15 protein-coding genes and 1 other RNA gene are annotated in these 16062 nt (G+C 30.5%); 5 read left to right on the top strand and 11 right to left on the bottom strand.

Features of this window, described 5'->3' with window-relative positions; genetic code table 11:
* Nucleotides 1-112 precede the first annotated feature (112 nt).
* Nucleotides 113-958, top strand: a complete 846-nt coding sequence (gene rlmF, locus BLV71_RS17850) for a 23S rRNA (adenine(1618)-N(6))-methyltransferase RlmF (protein WP_317047317.1) — start codon at nucleotides 113-115, stop codon at nucleotides 956-958.
* Between the two features lie 35 nt (nucleotides 959-993).
* On the opposite strand, the gene BLV71_RS17845 is transcribed toward rlmF, so the two are convergent.
* Nucleotides 994-3438: a TonB-dependent receptor gene (locus tag BLV71_RS17845; protein WP_093871852.1), complete on the bottom strand. Its 2445-nt coding sequence runs from the start codon at nucleotides 3436-3438 to the stop codon at nucleotides 994-996.
* A 12-nt stretch (nucleotides 3439-3450) separates the two neighbouring features.
* On the bottom strand, nucleotides 3451-5142 hold the full coding sequence (locus tag BLV71_RS17840) for a M23 family metallopeptidase (protein WP_093871851.1): 1692 nt from the start codon (nucleotides 5140-5142) through the stop codon (nucleotides 3451-3453).
* A gap of 148 nt (nucleotides 5143-5290) precedes the next feature.
* Between BLV71_RS17840 and BLV71_RS17835 the strand changes: the two genes are divergently transcribed.
* From BLV71_RS17835 to rny, 4 genes are all read left to right on the top strand, one after another.
* Nucleotides 5291-5581 carry a hypothetical protein gene (locus tag BLV71_RS17835; protein WP_093871850.1) on the top strand — a complete coding sequence of 97 codons (291 nt, stop codon included), beginning with the start codon at nucleotides 5291-5293 and terminating at the stop codon, nucleotides 5579-5581.
* Nucleotides 5582-5592: 11 nt separating this feature from the next.
* Nucleotides 5593-5880: a cell division protein ZapA gene (locus BLV71_RS17830; RefSeq protein ID WP_093872084.1), complete on the top strand. Its 288-nt coding sequence runs from the start codon at nucleotides 5593-5595 to the stop codon at nucleotides 5878-5880.
* A gap of 54 nt (nucleotides 5881-5934) precedes the next feature.
* A non-coding RNA gene (gene ssrS / locus BLV71_RS17825) (6S RNA) lies at nucleotides 5935-6043 on the top strand.
* Nucleotides 6044-6091: 48 nt separating this feature from the next.
* On the top strand, nucleotides 6092-7657 hold the full coding sequence (rny, locus tag BLV71_RS17820) for a ribonuclease Y (protein ID WP_093871849.1): 1566 nt from the start codon (nucleotides 6092-6094) through the stop codon (nucleotides 7655-7657).
* A gap of 57 nt (nucleotides 7658-7714) precedes the next feature.
* On the opposite strand, the gene BLV71_RS17815 is transcribed toward rny, so the two are convergent.
* The 9 genes from BLV71_RS17815 to BLV71_RS17775 all read right to left on the bottom strand — a co-directional run bounded on the left by BLV71_RS17815 (nucleotide 7715) and on the right by BLV71_RS17775 (nucleotide 16062).
* Nucleotides 7715-8443: a hypothetical protein gene (locus BLV71_RS17815; RefSeq protein ID WP_143032817.1), complete on the bottom strand. Its 729-nt coding sequence runs from the start codon at nucleotides 8441-8443 to the stop codon at nucleotides 7715-7717.
* Nucleotides 8444-8678: 235 nt separating this feature from the next.
* A complete protein-coding gene (locus BLV71_RS17810) occupies nucleotides 8679-9836 on the bottom strand; it encodes a gliding motility-associated C-terminal domain-containing protein (RefSeq protein ID WP_093871847.1) in 1158 nt (385 codons plus the stop codon).
* Between the two features lie 234 nt (nucleotides 9837-10070).
* Entirely contained in the window at nucleotides 10071-10979 is a 909-nt protein-coding gene (locus BLV71_RS17805; RefSeq protein ID WP_093871846.1) for a hypothetical protein, read from the bottom strand.
* Entirely contained in the window at nucleotides 10976-11845 is an 870-nt protein-coding gene (locus tag BLV71_RS17800; protein WP_143032816.1) for a hypothetical protein, read from the bottom strand. Before BLV71_RS17800 ends, BLV71_RS17805 begins: the two co-directional genes overlap by 4 nt.
* Before the next feature lie 2 nt (nucleotides 11846-11847).
* Nucleotides 11848-12564 carry a hypothetical protein gene (locus tag BLV71_RS17795; RefSeq protein WP_093871844.1) on the bottom strand — a complete coding sequence of 239 codons (717 nt, stop codon included), beginning with the start codon at nucleotides 12562-12564 and terminating at the stop codon, nucleotides 11848-11850.
* Nucleotides 12561-13271 carry a hypothetical protein gene (locus tag BLV71_RS17790; protein ID WP_143032815.1) on the bottom strand — a complete coding sequence of 237 codons (711 nt, stop codon included), beginning with the start codon at nucleotides 13269-13271 and terminating at the stop codon, nucleotides 12561-12563. The genes BLV71_RS17795 and BLV71_RS17790 overlap by 4 nt, the downstream gene beginning before the upstream one ends.
* Before the next feature lie 93 nt (nucleotides 13272-13364).
* On the bottom strand, nucleotides 13365-13697 hold the full coding sequence (locus BLV71_RS17785) for a hypothetical protein (protein WP_093871842.1): 333 nt from the start codon (nucleotides 13695-13697) through the stop codon (nucleotides 13365-13367).
* A 201-nt stretch (nucleotides 13698-13898) separates the two neighbouring features.
* On the bottom strand, nucleotides 13899-14909 hold the full coding sequence (locus BLV71_RS18960) for a hypothetical protein (RefSeq protein WP_304442077.1): 1011 nt from the start codon (nucleotides 14907-14909) through the stop codon (nucleotides 13899-13901).
* Nucleotides 14910-15012: 103 nt separating this feature from the next.
* Nucleotides 15013-16062: an ATP-grasp domain-containing protein gene (locus tag BLV71_RS17775; RefSeq protein ID WP_143032814.1), complete on the bottom strand. Its 1050-nt coding sequence runs from the start codon at nucleotides 16060-16062 to the stop codon at nucleotides 15013-15015.

The raw sequence follows: 16062 nt of genomic DNA, 5'->3' as shown, positions 1-16062 counted from the left end.
AAAGAGAATGTGATGACCAATAGTAGATTTGATTATTAAAATTTATTATAGTGATATTTAAGTAGCTGATAAGTCTTAATCCTTACTTTTGCAGAACTTTTGTTAAATAGATATGAAATCACTACATCCTAATAATTTACATAATAGCGATTATAATTTTACTGTTCTTAAAGAGAAATATCCTAAAATAGGAAAGTTTGTTGTAGAGAAATTTGGTAAAGAAACTATTGAGTTTTCCGATCCAGTAGCAGTTAAAGAGTTTAATAAAGCTTTATTATTGGCGTATTATAATATTAAGTATTGGGAGTTTCCTGATACTAATCTATGTCCGCCAGTTCCTGGTAGGGTAGATTATATTCATTATCTCGCTGATTTATTAGGAAATGAAAAGAATGTTAAAGTATTGGATATAGGAACTGGGGCCAGTTGTATTTACCCTTTATTAGGAAATGCAGTTTATAACTGGAATTTTATAGGTACCGATATAGATGCTGATTCACTAAAGATAGCCCAAAAAAACATTGACAATAATAATTTGGGAAATAGTATTGAATTGCGTTTTCAAAAAGATGAGACAAATATTTTAAAAGGTTTATTACAACCCAATGATTCGTTTACAGCAATGATGTGTAATCCTCCATTTTATAAATCAGAAGAGGAGGCTAGGGGTGCAAATAGGAGAAAATCTAGGAACTTAGGAAATAATGCAGTGCGTAATTTTGCAGGGAATTCTAACGAATTATGGTATGTTGGTGGAGAAAAAGCTTTTTTACATACTTACCTATATGAAAGTTCATTATACCCTAAAGCTAGTAAATGGTTTACAAGTTTAGTATCTAAAAAAGAAAATATTAAAAGTTTAGAAAATTCCTCTAAAAAATTGGGGGTAACAGAATTTAAAGTTATTTCGATGAATCAAGGAAATAAAGTTACCCGAATAGCTTGTTGGAGGTTTTAACAATATAATGTGTTTACAAAGCTTATTAAGTAGTATTAAAATTTCATTTTAACATTAAAATTCATAACTCTTCCAGTCATAAAGTTAGGTATAGCGTATTGACGTTTACTATAAGCATCACGTACCCAAGTATTGGTAATTGCATTACGAATATCAAAAACATTAAATAACTCTAACCCAATAGTTAATTCTTTAAAATGACGTAAAAATCCATTAGAGTGTTGTTTGTTAATATCTGCTACAACATAAGAAACACCTAAATCAGCACGCTTGTAGTCGTTTAGTCTATTTTGGTATTGATAAACATCAGCATAAGCTGGAGCACCACCAGGAACTCCAGTATTATATACGATATTTAAGTAAGCTTTTAAATCAGGTAAATTAGGTACATAATCTTGAAAAAGCATTCCAAACTTTAAACGCTGATCAGTTGGCCTAGCAATATATCCTTGATTATTAATGTTTTCTTCTGTTTTTAAATACCCAAAACTAATCCAACTATCATTACCAGGAACAAATTCACCATTTATTCTAAGGTCTAATCCATAAGCATACGCTTCAGTAATATTATCTGCTCTGTATCGAATACGAACATTGTCAACAGAATAAGAGTTTACATCAGTTAAATTTTTATAATACAATTCAGTAGTTAATTTAAAAGGACGTTCCCAAAGTGTAAAGCTATAATCGTTACCAGCTACTAAATGAATTGATTTCTGTGCTTTTACTTCTGGGTGTGCTATTCCATCATAATCACGTAATTCTTTATAAAAAGGAGGTTGTGAGTACCATCCTCCAGAAATTCTGAATAGCATGTCTTTTTCCCAGTCTGGTTTAATAGCAAATTGAACTCTAGGACTAAATGTAATTTGGCTTTTAGAAGGTTGGTTGTTTGTGTTTACTGTCCAAGCATGTGATCTTACTCCTAAATTTATCCAAACTTTATGATTGTTCCATTCTGTTTTTCTACTAAATTGAATAAACCCAGAAGCTCTATTAATATCAACATTATTTTTAGCTTTTACTCTTTTAAAAGGTTCAATTGGTCCAGTATATGGTAAATAAGGTTGATTGTTTGTAGAGTGATGCGGTGGTCGCACAGAGAAACCTAGAGAATCAATTACTTCCCATTCATTAATTCTGTCTTTAATGTTTTCAGTTTGATATTTGATACCAGCTTTCCATTCATTTTTTCCATCTTTTAATGTAGCTCTTATTTGGGCAGAGTTTATTAATGCATCTAAATCATTACGAGCATGATTTATTTGAGAACCAATCCCTTGAGAAAATTTAACTTCACCAAAATTTTCTGAACCAACATTACTATCAACTTCTCCCAAGTTATAAGAAGCAGCTATATCAAAATACTCTTCTTCTTGGGTGTTAAATGAAGAAATTGTACCTGTTAGTTTAAGATTTTCATTTACTTGATAGTCTGCTGAAAAAGCACCAAAAAGAGTTTTAAAACGATCTTTTTCTTGACCTCTATAAAAAACAATTAATTCAAGAGGATTGGCAATTGTACCAAACCTAGTTTTACGGGTTAAAGGCTTATAATTATAATTGTTTAAAGAAAAATTACCAAGAAAATTAAGTGTTAATTCGTTAGAAGCTGTATAAGAGAAAGCTGATTGGATATCAGTAAATTCTGGTCTGAAATTAACTTCTGTTTGTTTACTATTTACAAATAAACTATTGTCACGGTATCGTACCCCAACCATAGCACTAAGTTTATCTTTTAAAAAAAGATCTTCTACTGTAAAACTCCCTCCTAACAAACTAAGGTCTAATTGAACTCCAAACTCTTTAGGTTTCCTATAGGTGATATCTAAAACAGAAGAAAGTTTATCTCCATATTTAGCTTGAAATCCACCAGCAGAAAAATTAATGTTCTGTATCATATGTGGATTAATAAAACTAAGACCTTCTTGCTGCCCAGAACGGATTAAGAAAGGACGGTATATTTCAATCCCATTTACGTACACTAAGTTCTCATCAAAATTACCACCTCGTACATTATACTGTGTACTTAATTCATTATTATTACTAACACCTGGCAAGGTCATTAATATATTTTCTACACCAGCATTTGCGCCAACAATGTTTTTTACTTTGTTAATATTTATTTTTGTAATTCCTTGTGCTTCTTTCTTATTGTTTTTAACAACAACTTCTTCTAACTTTTCATTTATATATTCTAAAGTTGGAGAAAAATTAAAAGTTCTTTTACCTCTTGCTGTAAACTTTTTAGTTATTATTTTGAAGGAAACATGGCTAAAAGTAACTTTTACTGTTTTTCTTATAGGAATAGTAAATTGATAGTTACCGTTTTGATCAGTTGTAGTTCCTTTTTGTAAGTAAGATATAGCAACACCTTCAATTGGCGAGTTATACTTGTTGGTAATTCTTCCTTTAACTAATGCTGTTTTTTGAGCAAAAATAAGTGTTGGGAATAAAAGTAATATGATTAGTTTCTTCAAAATAATGTGTGTTTACTTTCTAAAAAACGTAGCTTTTAATGTTTTGGTATTACCAACGTTATCAGAAAGTACAAGTTTAAAAAGATGTTTGCTACCAACCAACTTTTTATCACTAAAATCATAAGTTAATATTCCTTTTTTATGATTAAATTCCATTAAAACCCATTGATTATCAATGGTAGCATGATAATTTCGTATGCCAGATTCTTTATCGATAATTTTAACTTTGAGTTTTTTATGCTTTGTAACCCATTGTTTATTGTAAAAGTTTAATAATTTAATGTATGGTTTTTTTGTGTCAAATAGTAATTTGTAACTACCTAATGATTTAGTAGAAGTATATACTTTGTTAAATTTTTTCTTAGTAGAAACATATCTTGGATATTTTGGGTAATCTACATTAGCAATATATACTTGTTGTTTTTGTAAGTCTGTTAAATGAGTTGTGTTAAACGTCAATGTATAGCGTTTATCTAAAGGTATTGTAGGAGTATGAACTTTAGTTATACCATTTTCAACTTTAAAATCTATAAAACAATCTTTATAAAAGGTGTTTTTAGGAAAAGCAATTATGCTATTTTTTTGTTGAAACTTATTAAAGTTTTTAGCAGTAATTTTAAAGTTAGTTGTATCTTTTTGCTGAAAAATTAAATTACTTTTTACACCCTTAACTGGTATTTTAACACTAGTTGTATTATTTTTTAAATCTTTAATTAGTATTTCAACAGTGTAATTTAATCCGTTTTCAATAACAATTTTTCCGTTATTCACTAAGTTTTTATACAAACTCAATCTGTTTTCAAGTACTTTATGTGTTTTTTGAACTCTTTTCTTATATTTTTTGTAGTGTTTATAATCGATTAATAAATTAATGAATTTACTTTCTGAAAAAGAAAATGTTTCTACATCATGATAATATACAGTTGTCCCGTTTACTTTCATTTCTAAACTATAAATTCCATTTTTATTTGTAGCACCATTTAGTCTATCAAAAGTACTAACACCAAAGCCAATTATTCCATATGCATTAATTCTGTCAGTAATATATTTCCCTTCTTCAACTTGTTTAAATTGTAAAACAGCTTTATTTGTTGAATTATCAATACGAGCATCATCGCTTAATGGGTAAGCAATTAATTTTTGAATTGTTGGTCTCTTATTATCTTTTGGGTTTATACCAAAAAGCAAAGGGTTAATTATTTTTTCTGTTTTAGTGTTTCTTATTTCATAATGTAAATGTGGACCACCAGACCCTCCAGTATCACCAGTATAACCAATTATATCTCCTTTTTTTATTGGAAACTTTTCAGGCTTAGGGAAAATATTCCCAATTGCATATTTTTCTTTTTTATACTGTATGAATTTAACATATTGTTGTATAGGATTTTTAAATTTTTGTAAATGAGCATACACTGTAGTATATCCGTTAGGATGCTCAATATATATGGCTTTTCCAAAACCATATTGCCCAATTTTTATTCTAGAAACATGTCCATCAGCTGGTGCATAGATAGGTATACCTTCCTTTCCTTGTGTTTTTATATCTATTCCAGAGTGAAAATGATTACTACGCAATTCACCAAATGTACCCGATAAAACTATTGGAATTTTTAAAGGAGAAGAAAAATAGTTTTTAGGATATTGATGCTGAGTAAATCCAAATTGACTAAGAAATACTAAAAAAAGAAAAGAGTAAAATTTCAAAATTGCAATAGTTTTGCAACAAAATTAGCAAAATTATAATAAAAAGTAAATGGTTAAAATAGAGTTATTTACTAAAAAGCTGTAAAAATTTTGTTAAATTAATCTATAATGGTAACTTTGTAGAAATAGTTTTATTCTCAAAAAATAAATGAGTAACACTCAAAAAGCAATTCATTTACTGGAAGATAGATTAAAAACACTGTTATCCAATTATGAATTTTTAAAGGAAGAAAATAAGATTTTATTTCAAAACAATGCTAAGTTACATAATTTATTAAAGGAGAAAGAGCAAGAATTAGCAATAAACCAAAAAGAATTTAAATTGTTGAAAATTGCAAAAACTATTGAGGGCAGTAACGAAAATACAAGAGAAACAAAACATAAAATAAATACTTTAGTAAGAGAGATTGATAAATGCATCAAACTCTTAAATATTTAAAAGTTCTTTACATGACAAAGTTAAAAGTTAATGTTGTAATAGCAGGTAGAACTTATCCTTTAAGTGTTAATAATACAAGTGAGGAAGAAGGGATGCGTAAAGCAGCTAAAAACATTAATGATTTAATTGCTAAATATGAGCAAAATTATGCAGTGTCTGATAAACAAGATGTTTTAGCAATGTGTGCATTACAATTTGCATCTAAATTAGAAATAGCATCAATTAGTAAAGAAGAGGAAGATAAAGAAGTATTACATAAAATAAAGGCGTTAACTAATTTATTAGACGCGCAATTATAAGTTCTTTAAAATACATTATTAACATACTGCCTACATTAATACCTAGTTTAATAAACTCAACACTATTAAATTAAAAAGGATAAGTCTTGATTAGTAAAGCACGCCGACTTTGTTTCGGATTCTTGATCAATCAGTTAGTCCTAAACCTGTTCACCCGGAGTTTATAAGACCTTATTAATGTAGGCTTTTTTTATACAATCAAATTAAAATTATGGAGGGAGTATTATTTCCTGCGTTAGCAGGAATTATAGGTTTAGTAATAGGTTTTATTATTGCTAAAATGTTAGAAAAAACAAAAGCTAATAAATTAATACAAGAAACAAAAAAAGAAGCAAGAAATATTGTAAAAGAGGCAAAAGTAGAAGCTGATTCAATTAAAAAAGAAAAAATATTACAGGCTAAAGAAAAATTTATTGAGCTTAAATCTGAACATGAAAAGGTTATATTATCAAGAGAAAAGAAGGTTTCAGATGTAGAAAAAAGAATAAGAGATAAAGAAAGTCAAGTTTCTTCAGAATTAGATAAAAATAAAAAGTTAAATAGAGGTCTAGAGAAAAAAGAGGCTGATTATGACTATAAATTAGAGTTTTTAGATAAAAAAGAAGCTGAAGTTGAAAAAATACACAAGCGTCATGTAGACATGCTTGAACAAATTTCAGGATTATCTGCAGATGAAGCAAAAACAGAATTAGTAGCTTCATTAAAAGAAGAAGCAAAAGCTGATGCTATGGCTTTTATCCAAGATACAGTTGAAGAATCTAAAATGACTGCGCAGCAAGAGGCTCGTAAAGTTGTATTAAACACAATACAAAGAGTAGGAGTAGAACAAGCTGTTGAAAATTGTGTTTCAGTTTTTAATTTAGAATCTGATGATGTTAAAGGTAGAATTATTGGTAGAGAAGGTCGTAATATTAGAGCTTTAGAAGCAGCTACTGGTGTTGAAATTATAGTTGATGATACTCCAGAAGCAATTATTTTATCATGTTTCGATCCTGTACGAAGAGAAATTGCGAGATTATCAATGCATAAATTGGTTACTGACGGTAGAATACACCCTGCAAGAATTGAAGAGATTGTTAAAAAGACTGAAAAACAAATAAACCAAGAAATAATTGAAGTAGGTAAGCGTACAGTTATTGATTTAGGAGTTCATGGTTTGCATCCTGAATTAATTAAAACCGTAGGTAGAATGAAATATCGTTCTTCTTATGGACAAAATTTACTTCAGCATTCGCGTGAAGTTGCTAACCTTTGTGGTATTATGGCTGCAGAAATGGGCTTAAATGCTAAAGCTGCTAAACGAGCTGGTTTATTGCATGATATAGGTAAAGTTCCTGAAACTGAAAGTGAACTTCCACATGCTTTATTAGGTATGCAATGGGCGGAAAAATATGGAGAAAAACCAGATGTTTGTAATGCGATTGGAGCTCACCATGATGAAATAGAGATGAAGAGTTTATTATCACCTATTGTACAAGTTTGTGATGCTATTTCTGGAGCACGTCCAGGAGCTCGTCGTCAAGTTTTAGATAGCTATATTCAACGATTAAAAGATTTAGAAGATATAGCTTTCGGTTTTACAGGTGTACAAAAAGCTTATGCAATACAAGCTGGACGTGAATTACGTGTAATGGTTGAAAGTGCAAAAGTTAATGATACTAAAGCAGCTGAATTATCATTTAATATTTCACAAAAAATACAAAATGATATGACGTATCCAGGTCAGGTTAAAGTAACAGTAATTCGTGAAACGAGAGCGGTTAATGTGGCGAAATAAGAATAAAAGAATACACTTTATATTAAAAAACCCGAGTTTTGACTCGGGTTTTTTAGTTTATTTATTTCTCCTTGATTTTATTTTTTGTTTTGTTGTAGGTTTTTTAAAGTAATAATTATCACTATTTCTTTTACTCTTTCTTCTTTTTAAAACTTTACTACGTTTACCTATTCTAGCATTAGGCTTTGCTCTGTAATAAAAGAAATTGTTATCTTCTTTAAATTGACGATAGTTATTTCTGAAATCTCTTCTATAAAAATATGCATTGTCATAGTCAAAAACATCTCCAATATTAATATCTATACTGAAGCGATCATCACAACTTTCATATTCATTATAGTATCTTTGACTTTTTACATCTCCCTTATAAAATGGATTTCCCCACCTATCATATCTAACACGTAAATTTCCTACTTTAGTTAATTGACCTCTTCTGTATCTAATAAATACACTACCAATACGTGTTACGTTACCTCTGTAGTCGTAATTAACAAATACATTACCAATTCGTCTAATTCTACCTTTAAAATCCCTGTCAATACGAACACCTCTATTGGTTTTAGTACGTCTACCGTAATAATCTACATATTTGGTATCTCTATAATGTGTGTTAAAATCAAATTCACCATTTAAAAAAACATGAAATTGAACATTTCTTTCTACAAAGGTTACTGCGTCATCGTAACGATATGTAACCCCAATTTTGCTAGTTGATTTATTAATATTGTTTGCACTTAAAGGTGTTAAAAACATTATTGTTAATAAAAAAAGTATCCCTGTTCTCATAATTACTAGTTTTAGGGTTATGCCTACTCTATATGCTTTTCAGCTACCGCATTTATTTATAGTTTTCAAATTGCGTGCCAAAAAAATAAAGAATAAGAATATTTAGTTCCATAAAGGGTAGGAGTTATAGTTCTTTTTAATGTAAAAACCTCTCATTTTCATGAGAGGTTTTTTTGGTGAAATCTTTTACTTTACTTATGTAACTATTATTATTATTATTTAATATTTTTTATAATTATCTATGAATATAAATCCAACCTTTCTGGCTTTTACTTTCATCACTTCCTAATTTCAGTAAATAAAAATAGGTACCGTCTGGTAAATCTTGATCTTTATTAACAGTAACTCTACCATTTGATTTTCCTTTCCAATCATTTTTATAGTTTTCAGTTTCGTAAACTACATTACCCCATCTATTAAAAATTGATAAATTATTATTTTTATATTGCTCTAAACCTTCAAAAGTCAATGTTTCATTTTCAGAATCACCATTAGGAGTAAATATTAAGTTTATATCAGCTAATTCACCTGCAGCGAATTCAGAACCTATAGTTATTACAGTATATTCATCAGGAATAAAAGAATTTGACATTATTCTACCAGAATTAAGATCTCCAGATGAAGATGTTCTACCCAAGTCAATCCATTTTGATTCAGTTTTGCTCCACCCAACAACTCTTAAAAGATTAATATTATTACTAATAGCATTTATATCACTTTTTGGGTCCCAAGTAAGTGTGATTTTTGTTTCTGAAGCTCCATCTAAATCCCAAAATTCTAAATTACTGATGTTGCTAATAAAAATTTGTTTTTGAGAAGTAGAAAAAGACTCTGTAAAATGAGTAGGAGGAGTGTTTGGGTTATAAAAATAATAAGCCCCACTATATTCATTATTATTAGTTTGTGATGGTAAAATCATTGGTCTTAATCTATTGTCATCACCAATAGGAAAAACAAATTCATTAGTTCCAAAAACAGAAGAGTAACCATCAACATGTCTTGAATCATCTTCTCCAATATAAAATTGATGATTTATATAATCTAATGATACATTAGGTTCATTTCGTGGAGTAAAAACTTTACCATTGATAAAGCTCATTTCTCCAGTTGTTCCCAATGAGCTATATAATTCAATATCATTTATTGCATCAAATTCTAGGTTTTCAAAAACAGCTCTGTTGTTACCAGATACTGTTCTTATTTCACTATCACTGTAAAAACCAGCTAATCCTTTATTGTTGTCATCCAAAACTCCATCGTTAATAAAGTCAGTATGAAATCCTACACTTGCATTTTCATGCATTTTAATATTTCCGTAATTGTGAAACGCTGATGTTTGAGCGTTGATAAATAATGACATAAATAATGCCATAATAGATAATAAAAACTTCATAAATACCCCCGTATTTTTTAATTCTTTAATTATTTATTTTGAAACTTGAAAAAGTTTATACTGTATGTTCCTGTTTATGTTATATACATCATTTCATATGTCGTGTTTTTTAATTCTTAATTACACATCAAAGATATTTTATTTACTATTAAAGTTATTTATATTTCGGTAAGAAGTAATTTTATAACGATAAAAGGTTATAATTTTACATTTACTTATGTTTAATAACTCTTTTTACAATCCCCAAAAGGTGATTGAGTTTTCTTCTATTTCTTGATATTCAGTAGCATTAATATCTACTTTATACATAATAAATTCATTAAAACTAGTAGTTGCATGCTGAGCAGATTGATTACCAGTTGCCCAGCCAATAGCAAAATCTTCTGTTCTAGTACATCTACCTCGTATATATGCTCCATTAAAGCGTTGTACTCCACCTGAACGAGCTATACTATTTGTGTTTGTTTTAATAAAAGAATATATTTCCCATACATTATTATTTCCACTATTATTAAAATTACGAGTTGGGTTACAGCATACACCAGGGTCAAAGTATAAGTTTTGATTATTCCAGTTTACATGGGCAGACCAACGATTAGAGCTTACTAGTACACCGAAAGAGTGTTGTGATTTTCTTGTAGCTCTCATTACACCAATAACTGTTCCTCTATCACCATTTGTAGTAACATCTTGTATTCCATTAGGAGTGTCTATAGTTAGATGATCATTACTACCATCTCCTTGAAAATAAGGAAATGTTTCAGGGTAAAAGCGAGGCTGTTTGTTTAGTGTTGTTTGAATAGCATGTCTATTTAAACCACTTTGGTCATACCATGTATGAACAAACACATTATTAGCACCTCTCCAAGCGTTAATTGCTACTATATCGACTATATCATTATCACCCCATCCAAAATCTTGTTCAGCATTATCACCAGCTCTTCTCAACCTAATTAAAGGACCTACATAATCACTTTCTAGAACTCTCATAGAAAAGGCAAAGCTAATATCTGTAAGCTTTTCATCTAGAATGTGTGATGGTTTTAATGTAGGATATTGATTATAGGTAGCAATCTGAGAGTAACCCCATAAGGATATGAAGTAAAAAATGAAAGCTATTTTCTTATGCTTATATACTATCATCTTTTTAAATCTCCTGTTAAATGAAAATTATTTGTACTAGTACATAATAGCCCAGCTCCAGCATCTTTACCTGCTGTTTTAAAGCGTGAAAGTCTATTTAAAACTGTAACCCCTCCAGCTCCAGCTATTTCTATTTTACCTGTATTTATTTGATAAATACTAATATTAAAACCAACAGGTAAGCCAGCAGGAACGTTAAGTGTAACATCGGTAGCACTATTGAAAGTAAAAACTTTTCCATTATCTACAGATGTTAATGTGTAACTAGCTGTTTTATTAATAACTTCTGCTAAATTTGGATCGACCCATTGAGTCCCTGTTCCGGTTGATGATAATACTTGTCCATTTGTTCCAGCATTAGAACTACTATCTGAAAAAGAACCTACAACTCTTAAGTTGTTATTAAGTAATGTATTCCCATTTAAAGTAATGCCATTAGAAGTAGCAGTTAATGTTAAACCTAAAGCACCAGATATTTGTGTAGAATTACCTGTAGAGCCTAATTGTAAAGCTCCAGTAGCAAATAATTGAGTAGCGCCATTACTAAAAAATTGTAATACATTTAAGTTATTAAAAACTAGTGAATTTCCGCCACCATTTAAAGTTCTAGGGCCAAGTAATGTACCATTGGAAGAATAGATGTTAGTAAATGAATTAGTAGGAGCAGTCCAAGCAGTACCATTAAAAAAATAAATGTTTTTTTCAGCAATATTATATAGGAAAGAACCTTCAGTTGCTCCAGTAATATTGTTCATTTCTGTATTGTTTTGAGCAGTTGGTAACCCCATCACTGAACCCGCATCAATTTGGGAGACTACTAAATTACATGTAAAAATAAAGGCTATAAAGAATAGTATCTTTTTCATAACTATAATCCTAAATATATAAATGTGTTAACTACTAAGTATGGTTGATATCTTTCAAAAGATTGACTAGAACCACCTGTATTTACTGAAAATGTATGGCTGTGATTTCCAGATGTACTAGTGTTTGTAGTACCTCCCTGATTATAAAAAGTTCTATTTGCATCTGCACCATTTCTAATTTGATCAGCTCCTAAAGCTCTATTAAAATTATGGTTATGATTACCATCATCTGATGTTGTACCTGCAAAATTTATATTAGGTAAATTAGATTGTGATAAAGTAGTATTTGATAAACCTCCAGTGTCATTTATATTTTCAGTAGAGGAGGGGTGTTTTAATGTTCTATTTTCAGAATTAGGAATATTAGTCGTAAAACCTAAAGTTGTAGCATTAGTTTCAGCCAAAGTAGGTAAAGAGCTAGTAGCTCTACCATTTAATATATACCAACCAGAATGATCAGTTGTTAAAACACTGTATTTAATTTGCCCTAAAGAAATATTTACTTCGTTAACAGGGCTCCAATTACTACCGTCAAAAAAATAAATATTTTTTTGAGTCATATTGTAAAGGATTGAACCTTCTGTAGCTCCTGAAATATTATTCATTTCTGTATCATTATTTGCTACTGGTATTCCCATAACAGAATCGCTATCTATTTGAGAGTAAATAGAGTTAACTATAACTATAAAAGTTAGGAAGATGAATGTTTGTTTTATCATAGTCCTAAATAAATAAAAGTATTAAAGACTATATAAGGCTGATACCTATCAAAAGATTGATTACTACCTCCACTATTAACTGTAACTGTATGGTTATGGTTTCCTGTAGTATTAGTATTTGTACTTCCGTTTTGATTGAAAAACGTTCTGTTAGCATCACTTGGGTGTCTAACTTGATCAGTTCCTATAGCTCTACTAACAGTATGGTTGTGGTTACCATTTGTTGAAGTAGTTCCATTAAAAGTAACATTAGGTAAATTAGCTTGTGTTAAAACAGTGTTAGATTGACCTCCTAGGTCACCAATATTTTGAGTTGCAGAAGGGTGTTTTAAAACTCTATCTTCAGCATTAGGTAAGTTGGTTGTGAAACCTAGGTTTGTTGCATTAGTTTGAGCATTTGTTGGTAATGTAGTTATAGCTCTTCCATTTAATAGATACCAACCAGAATGATCAGCTGTTAAAGAGCTATATACAATATCACCAATTGTATTTTTATCTTTATTAACAGGAACCCAATTCGTTCCGTCGAATATATATATGTTTTTTTGAGAAATATTATAAACCATTGACCCCTCGTTAGCTCCTGTTATACCATTCATTTCAGTATCATTTACAGTTACAGGAACACCCATTACAGAATTTGCATCAATTTGAGAAAATAAAGTTGATGTAAATAAAAGAACGACAAGGGGAAATATACGTCTCACGATTATTTTTATTTATCAGTTAGGAATAAAAAATAGTAATTATTGTTAGTTGATTATATTTTAATTTATTTATAAAAGATTTAAGTGTTATTATTAAAAATCAATAACGCTAAACATAAATTCTAAATCGATATCATCTTTTTGATTACCTCCATTATCACTATCTCCAATGTTAACTCTAAAACCACTAGCGGTTTGATTATAATATGTAATTCCAGGATCATCATAATTAGTATTGCTATTTCCAGGACAATTACCGCCACAATCTTTAATAGCTAATTGAATTATATAATTAGCATCACTCATTGCTGTTGTAAAAGTAACTTGATAATCACCTTCATTTATTCTAGTAATGGTTGCTATGTTATAATTTTTAGCAATTGAATGAGAAGAATAAGTACTCGTTGCATCAGCATTGTATGTCATGGTAACTTTAGCAGCTGCCTTGATAGTAGGTCCAGCTAAATAAGCACCACCATTAGCACCAACTTTAATATTATTATCAGTTTCTGCTCCAACGACATTAGCCGTTTGAGAGGTAGGTACTTCGTTTACATAAGTTATAGTACCTGTAGTAAGGTTTTGAGTTAGATTAGTTACTGGTCCACTTGCACCTGTTGCTCCAAGCTAGCACCGCGCACCCGTTGCTCCAGTAGCACCTGTTGCTCCAACTGCACCAGCGGCACCTGTTGCTCCAGTAGCACCTGTTGCTCCAACTGCACCAGCGGCACCTGTTGCTCCAGTAGCACCTGTTGCTCCAACTGCACCTACGCACCTGTTGCTCCAGTAGCACCTGTTGCTCCAACTGCACCAGCGGCACCCGTTGCTCCAGTAGCACCTCGTTGCTCCAACTGCACCCGTTGCTCCAGTAGCACCTGTTGCTCCAACTGCACCTGTTGCACCCGTTGCTCCAGTAGCACCTGTTGCTCCAACTGCACCAGCGGCACCCGTTGCTCCAGTAGCACCCGTTGCTCCAACTGCACCAGCGGCACCTGTTGCTCCAGTAGCACCTGTTGCTCCAACTGCACCAGCGGCACCTGTTGCTCCAGTAGCACCTGTTGCTCCAACTGCACCAGCGGCACCCGTTGCTCCAGTAGCACCTGTTGCTCCAGTAGCGCCTGTTGCTCCATCAGCACCAGTAAGGCCAGGAGTGTTAGTAACTATTGCATCTGCTAAATCAGATAGAGGTATAGATAACGTTCCATTGCGATCAGTTATCTCGATATTGTCATTTTGTATTCTAAAAGAAGTGTTCGTTTCGTTTAAAGGATCATTATCATTATCATTGATAAGAGAACTTAAATCAACAGTACCACCATTTTGTAAGGTTAACTCTTGAGTTAAGGGATTAAAAGTTAACTGTTGATTTGTTTGAGTAGTACACAAGCTATTCCATGTTAATCCTGTATATTGAAAAATACATTTGTGATCAGTATTGTATACAATAGCACCTTCTAGAGGAAGGATACTATTCATTTGAGTGTCATTAACTCTTGTAATAACAAGGGCTTTGCTATTACTTTCTAACTCTAAAATAGAGTTAGTATTTATTACATTTGGATTATTTCCTATTTTTACTTGAGCGTAAAAGGATTGATGTACAAGTATAACAAAAAATAAAGACAAAAATATCTTCATAATACTTAGGGGATTTAAGTTGCGTGCTTTAATCATTAGTCTTGTTTAAGAGTACTAATAATTAGACACTTATTTACTCTGCTAGGTCACAAAAATAAAAAAATTAATTTAGATTTTTAATATTTGTAACGTAATTTTTTAAATTCAACATCTCATTAATAAACAGCTTAGAGCTTTTATACGGTACATTGAATTGTGTATGATTTGTAGTTGCAATTTGGTATAAATTATTCCAATGTAAACGTATCTCTTTTAAAGCTTTTAGATAGTTGTAGTTTTTACTGTCATATATATGAGTGGGTTCAGCTAATATACCATTTATTTCTAATATTTTTAAATTTATTCCTTTTTGTAGTTCATCAAAGGTGTTATATTTAATATCGAGCCTTCCATAATACCACCCATTAATTGATTTGTTTATTTCGTCGAACGTTTTATGTAGCTCTTTACTTATTAGGTGATTCCCGTTAATAAATTGGGTTCCTTTACAATGATTTCCAATAACAGAAAGTTTAATTATTTCATTTTTTTTAGGAATGGTATTTAATTTTAAAGGATGTGTCTCATTAATTATATCAATGTATAATTGAGCTCTATCATCTTTTATAACTAAATCTTTTAGGGTAGAATATCCATTTCCTGTAACAGATAAAAACTTTTTTAAAGTTATAGATGTTATTTTTCCAGTAGCTTCATTTGGATTTCGGTGATAGAATATACCGCACTCGTTTTTGTAATCAATATATTCTTGAATTATTATATTGATCGGGTATTTTTTTAAATATAACTGAAGTTCTTGGGGCGAATTTATTTTTTTTACAAGTAGACCTCTAAAACCAACATCAGGTTTGGCTATTAAAGGATATGAGATATTTGCATTTTCAATTTCTTGAATTACAAGTTCAATTTTTGTTTTAGGAAGTATTAGAATTGAATTCGGTCTGAAGTGTTTAGGTATAAGGTTCATCGTTGCGAATTTACTTTCAGTTCCGTTTCCAGAGCTTTTAATGCTTGGATTGGCTGCTGTAAAAAACGCAAGGTGCTTTGCCTTATAAGCTAAATAAAAAGCATAAGGTAGATTGGGTATGTAAAGCATTGAAGATGGCCAATACTCCCAATTAAATATTTTATAGAACTTGTTTTTAATGTTCAA

Source organism: Tenacibaculum sp. MAR_2010_89 (assembly GCF_900105985.1).
GTDB lineage: Bacteria > Bacteroidota > Bacteroidia > Flavobacteriales > Flavobacteriaceae > Polaribacter > Polaribacter halocynthiae.
This window is presented reverse-complemented; position numbering and strand designations above follow the sequence as displayed.

Excerpts from the sequence above, each read along its gene's own strand:
- BLV71_RS17830 (WP_093872084.1), top strand. The coding sequence starts at position 5,593 with ATGACAAAGTTAAAAGTTAATGTTGTAATAGCAGGTAGAACTTATCCT.
- rny (WP_093871849.1), top strand. The coding sequence starts at position 6,092 with ATGGAGGGAGTATTATTTCCTGCGTTAGCAGGAATTATAGGTTTAGTA.
- BLV71_RS17795 (WP_093871844.1), bottom strand. The coding sequence starts at position 12,564 with ATGATAAAACAAACATTCATCTTCCTAACTTTTATAGTTATAGTTAAC.
- BLV71_RS17800 (WP_143032816.1), bottom strand. The coding sequence starts at position 11,845 with ATGAAAAAGATACTATTCTTTATAGCCTTTATTTTTACATGTAATTTA.
- rlmF (WP_317047317.1), top strand. The coding sequence starts at position 113 with ATGAAATCACTACATCCTAATAATTTACATAATAGCGATTATAATTTT.
- BLV71_RS17785 (WP_093871842.1), bottom strand. The coding sequence starts at position 13,697 with ATGACATACAATGCTGATGCAACGAGTACTTATTCTTCTCATTCAATT.
- BLV71_RS17815 (WP_143032817.1), bottom strand. The coding sequence starts at position 8,443 with ATGAGAACAGGGATACTTTTTTTATTAACAATAATGTTTTTAACACCT.
- BLV71_RS17835 (WP_093871850.1), top strand. The coding sequence starts at position 5,291 with ATGAGTAACACTCAAAAAGCAATTCATTTACTGGAAGATAGATTAAAA.
- BLV71_RS17805 (WP_093871846.1), bottom strand. The coding sequence starts at position 10,979 with ATGATAGTATATAAGCATAAGAAAATAGCTTTCATTTTTTACTTCATA.
- BLV71_RS17810 (WP_093871847.1), bottom strand. The coding sequence starts at position 9,836 with ATGAAGTTTTTATTATCTATTATGGCATTATTTATGTCATTATTTATC.
- BLV71_RS18960 (WP_304442077.1), bottom strand. The coding sequence starts at position 14,909 with ATGAAGATATTTTTGTCTTTATTTTTTGTTATACTTGTACATCAATCC.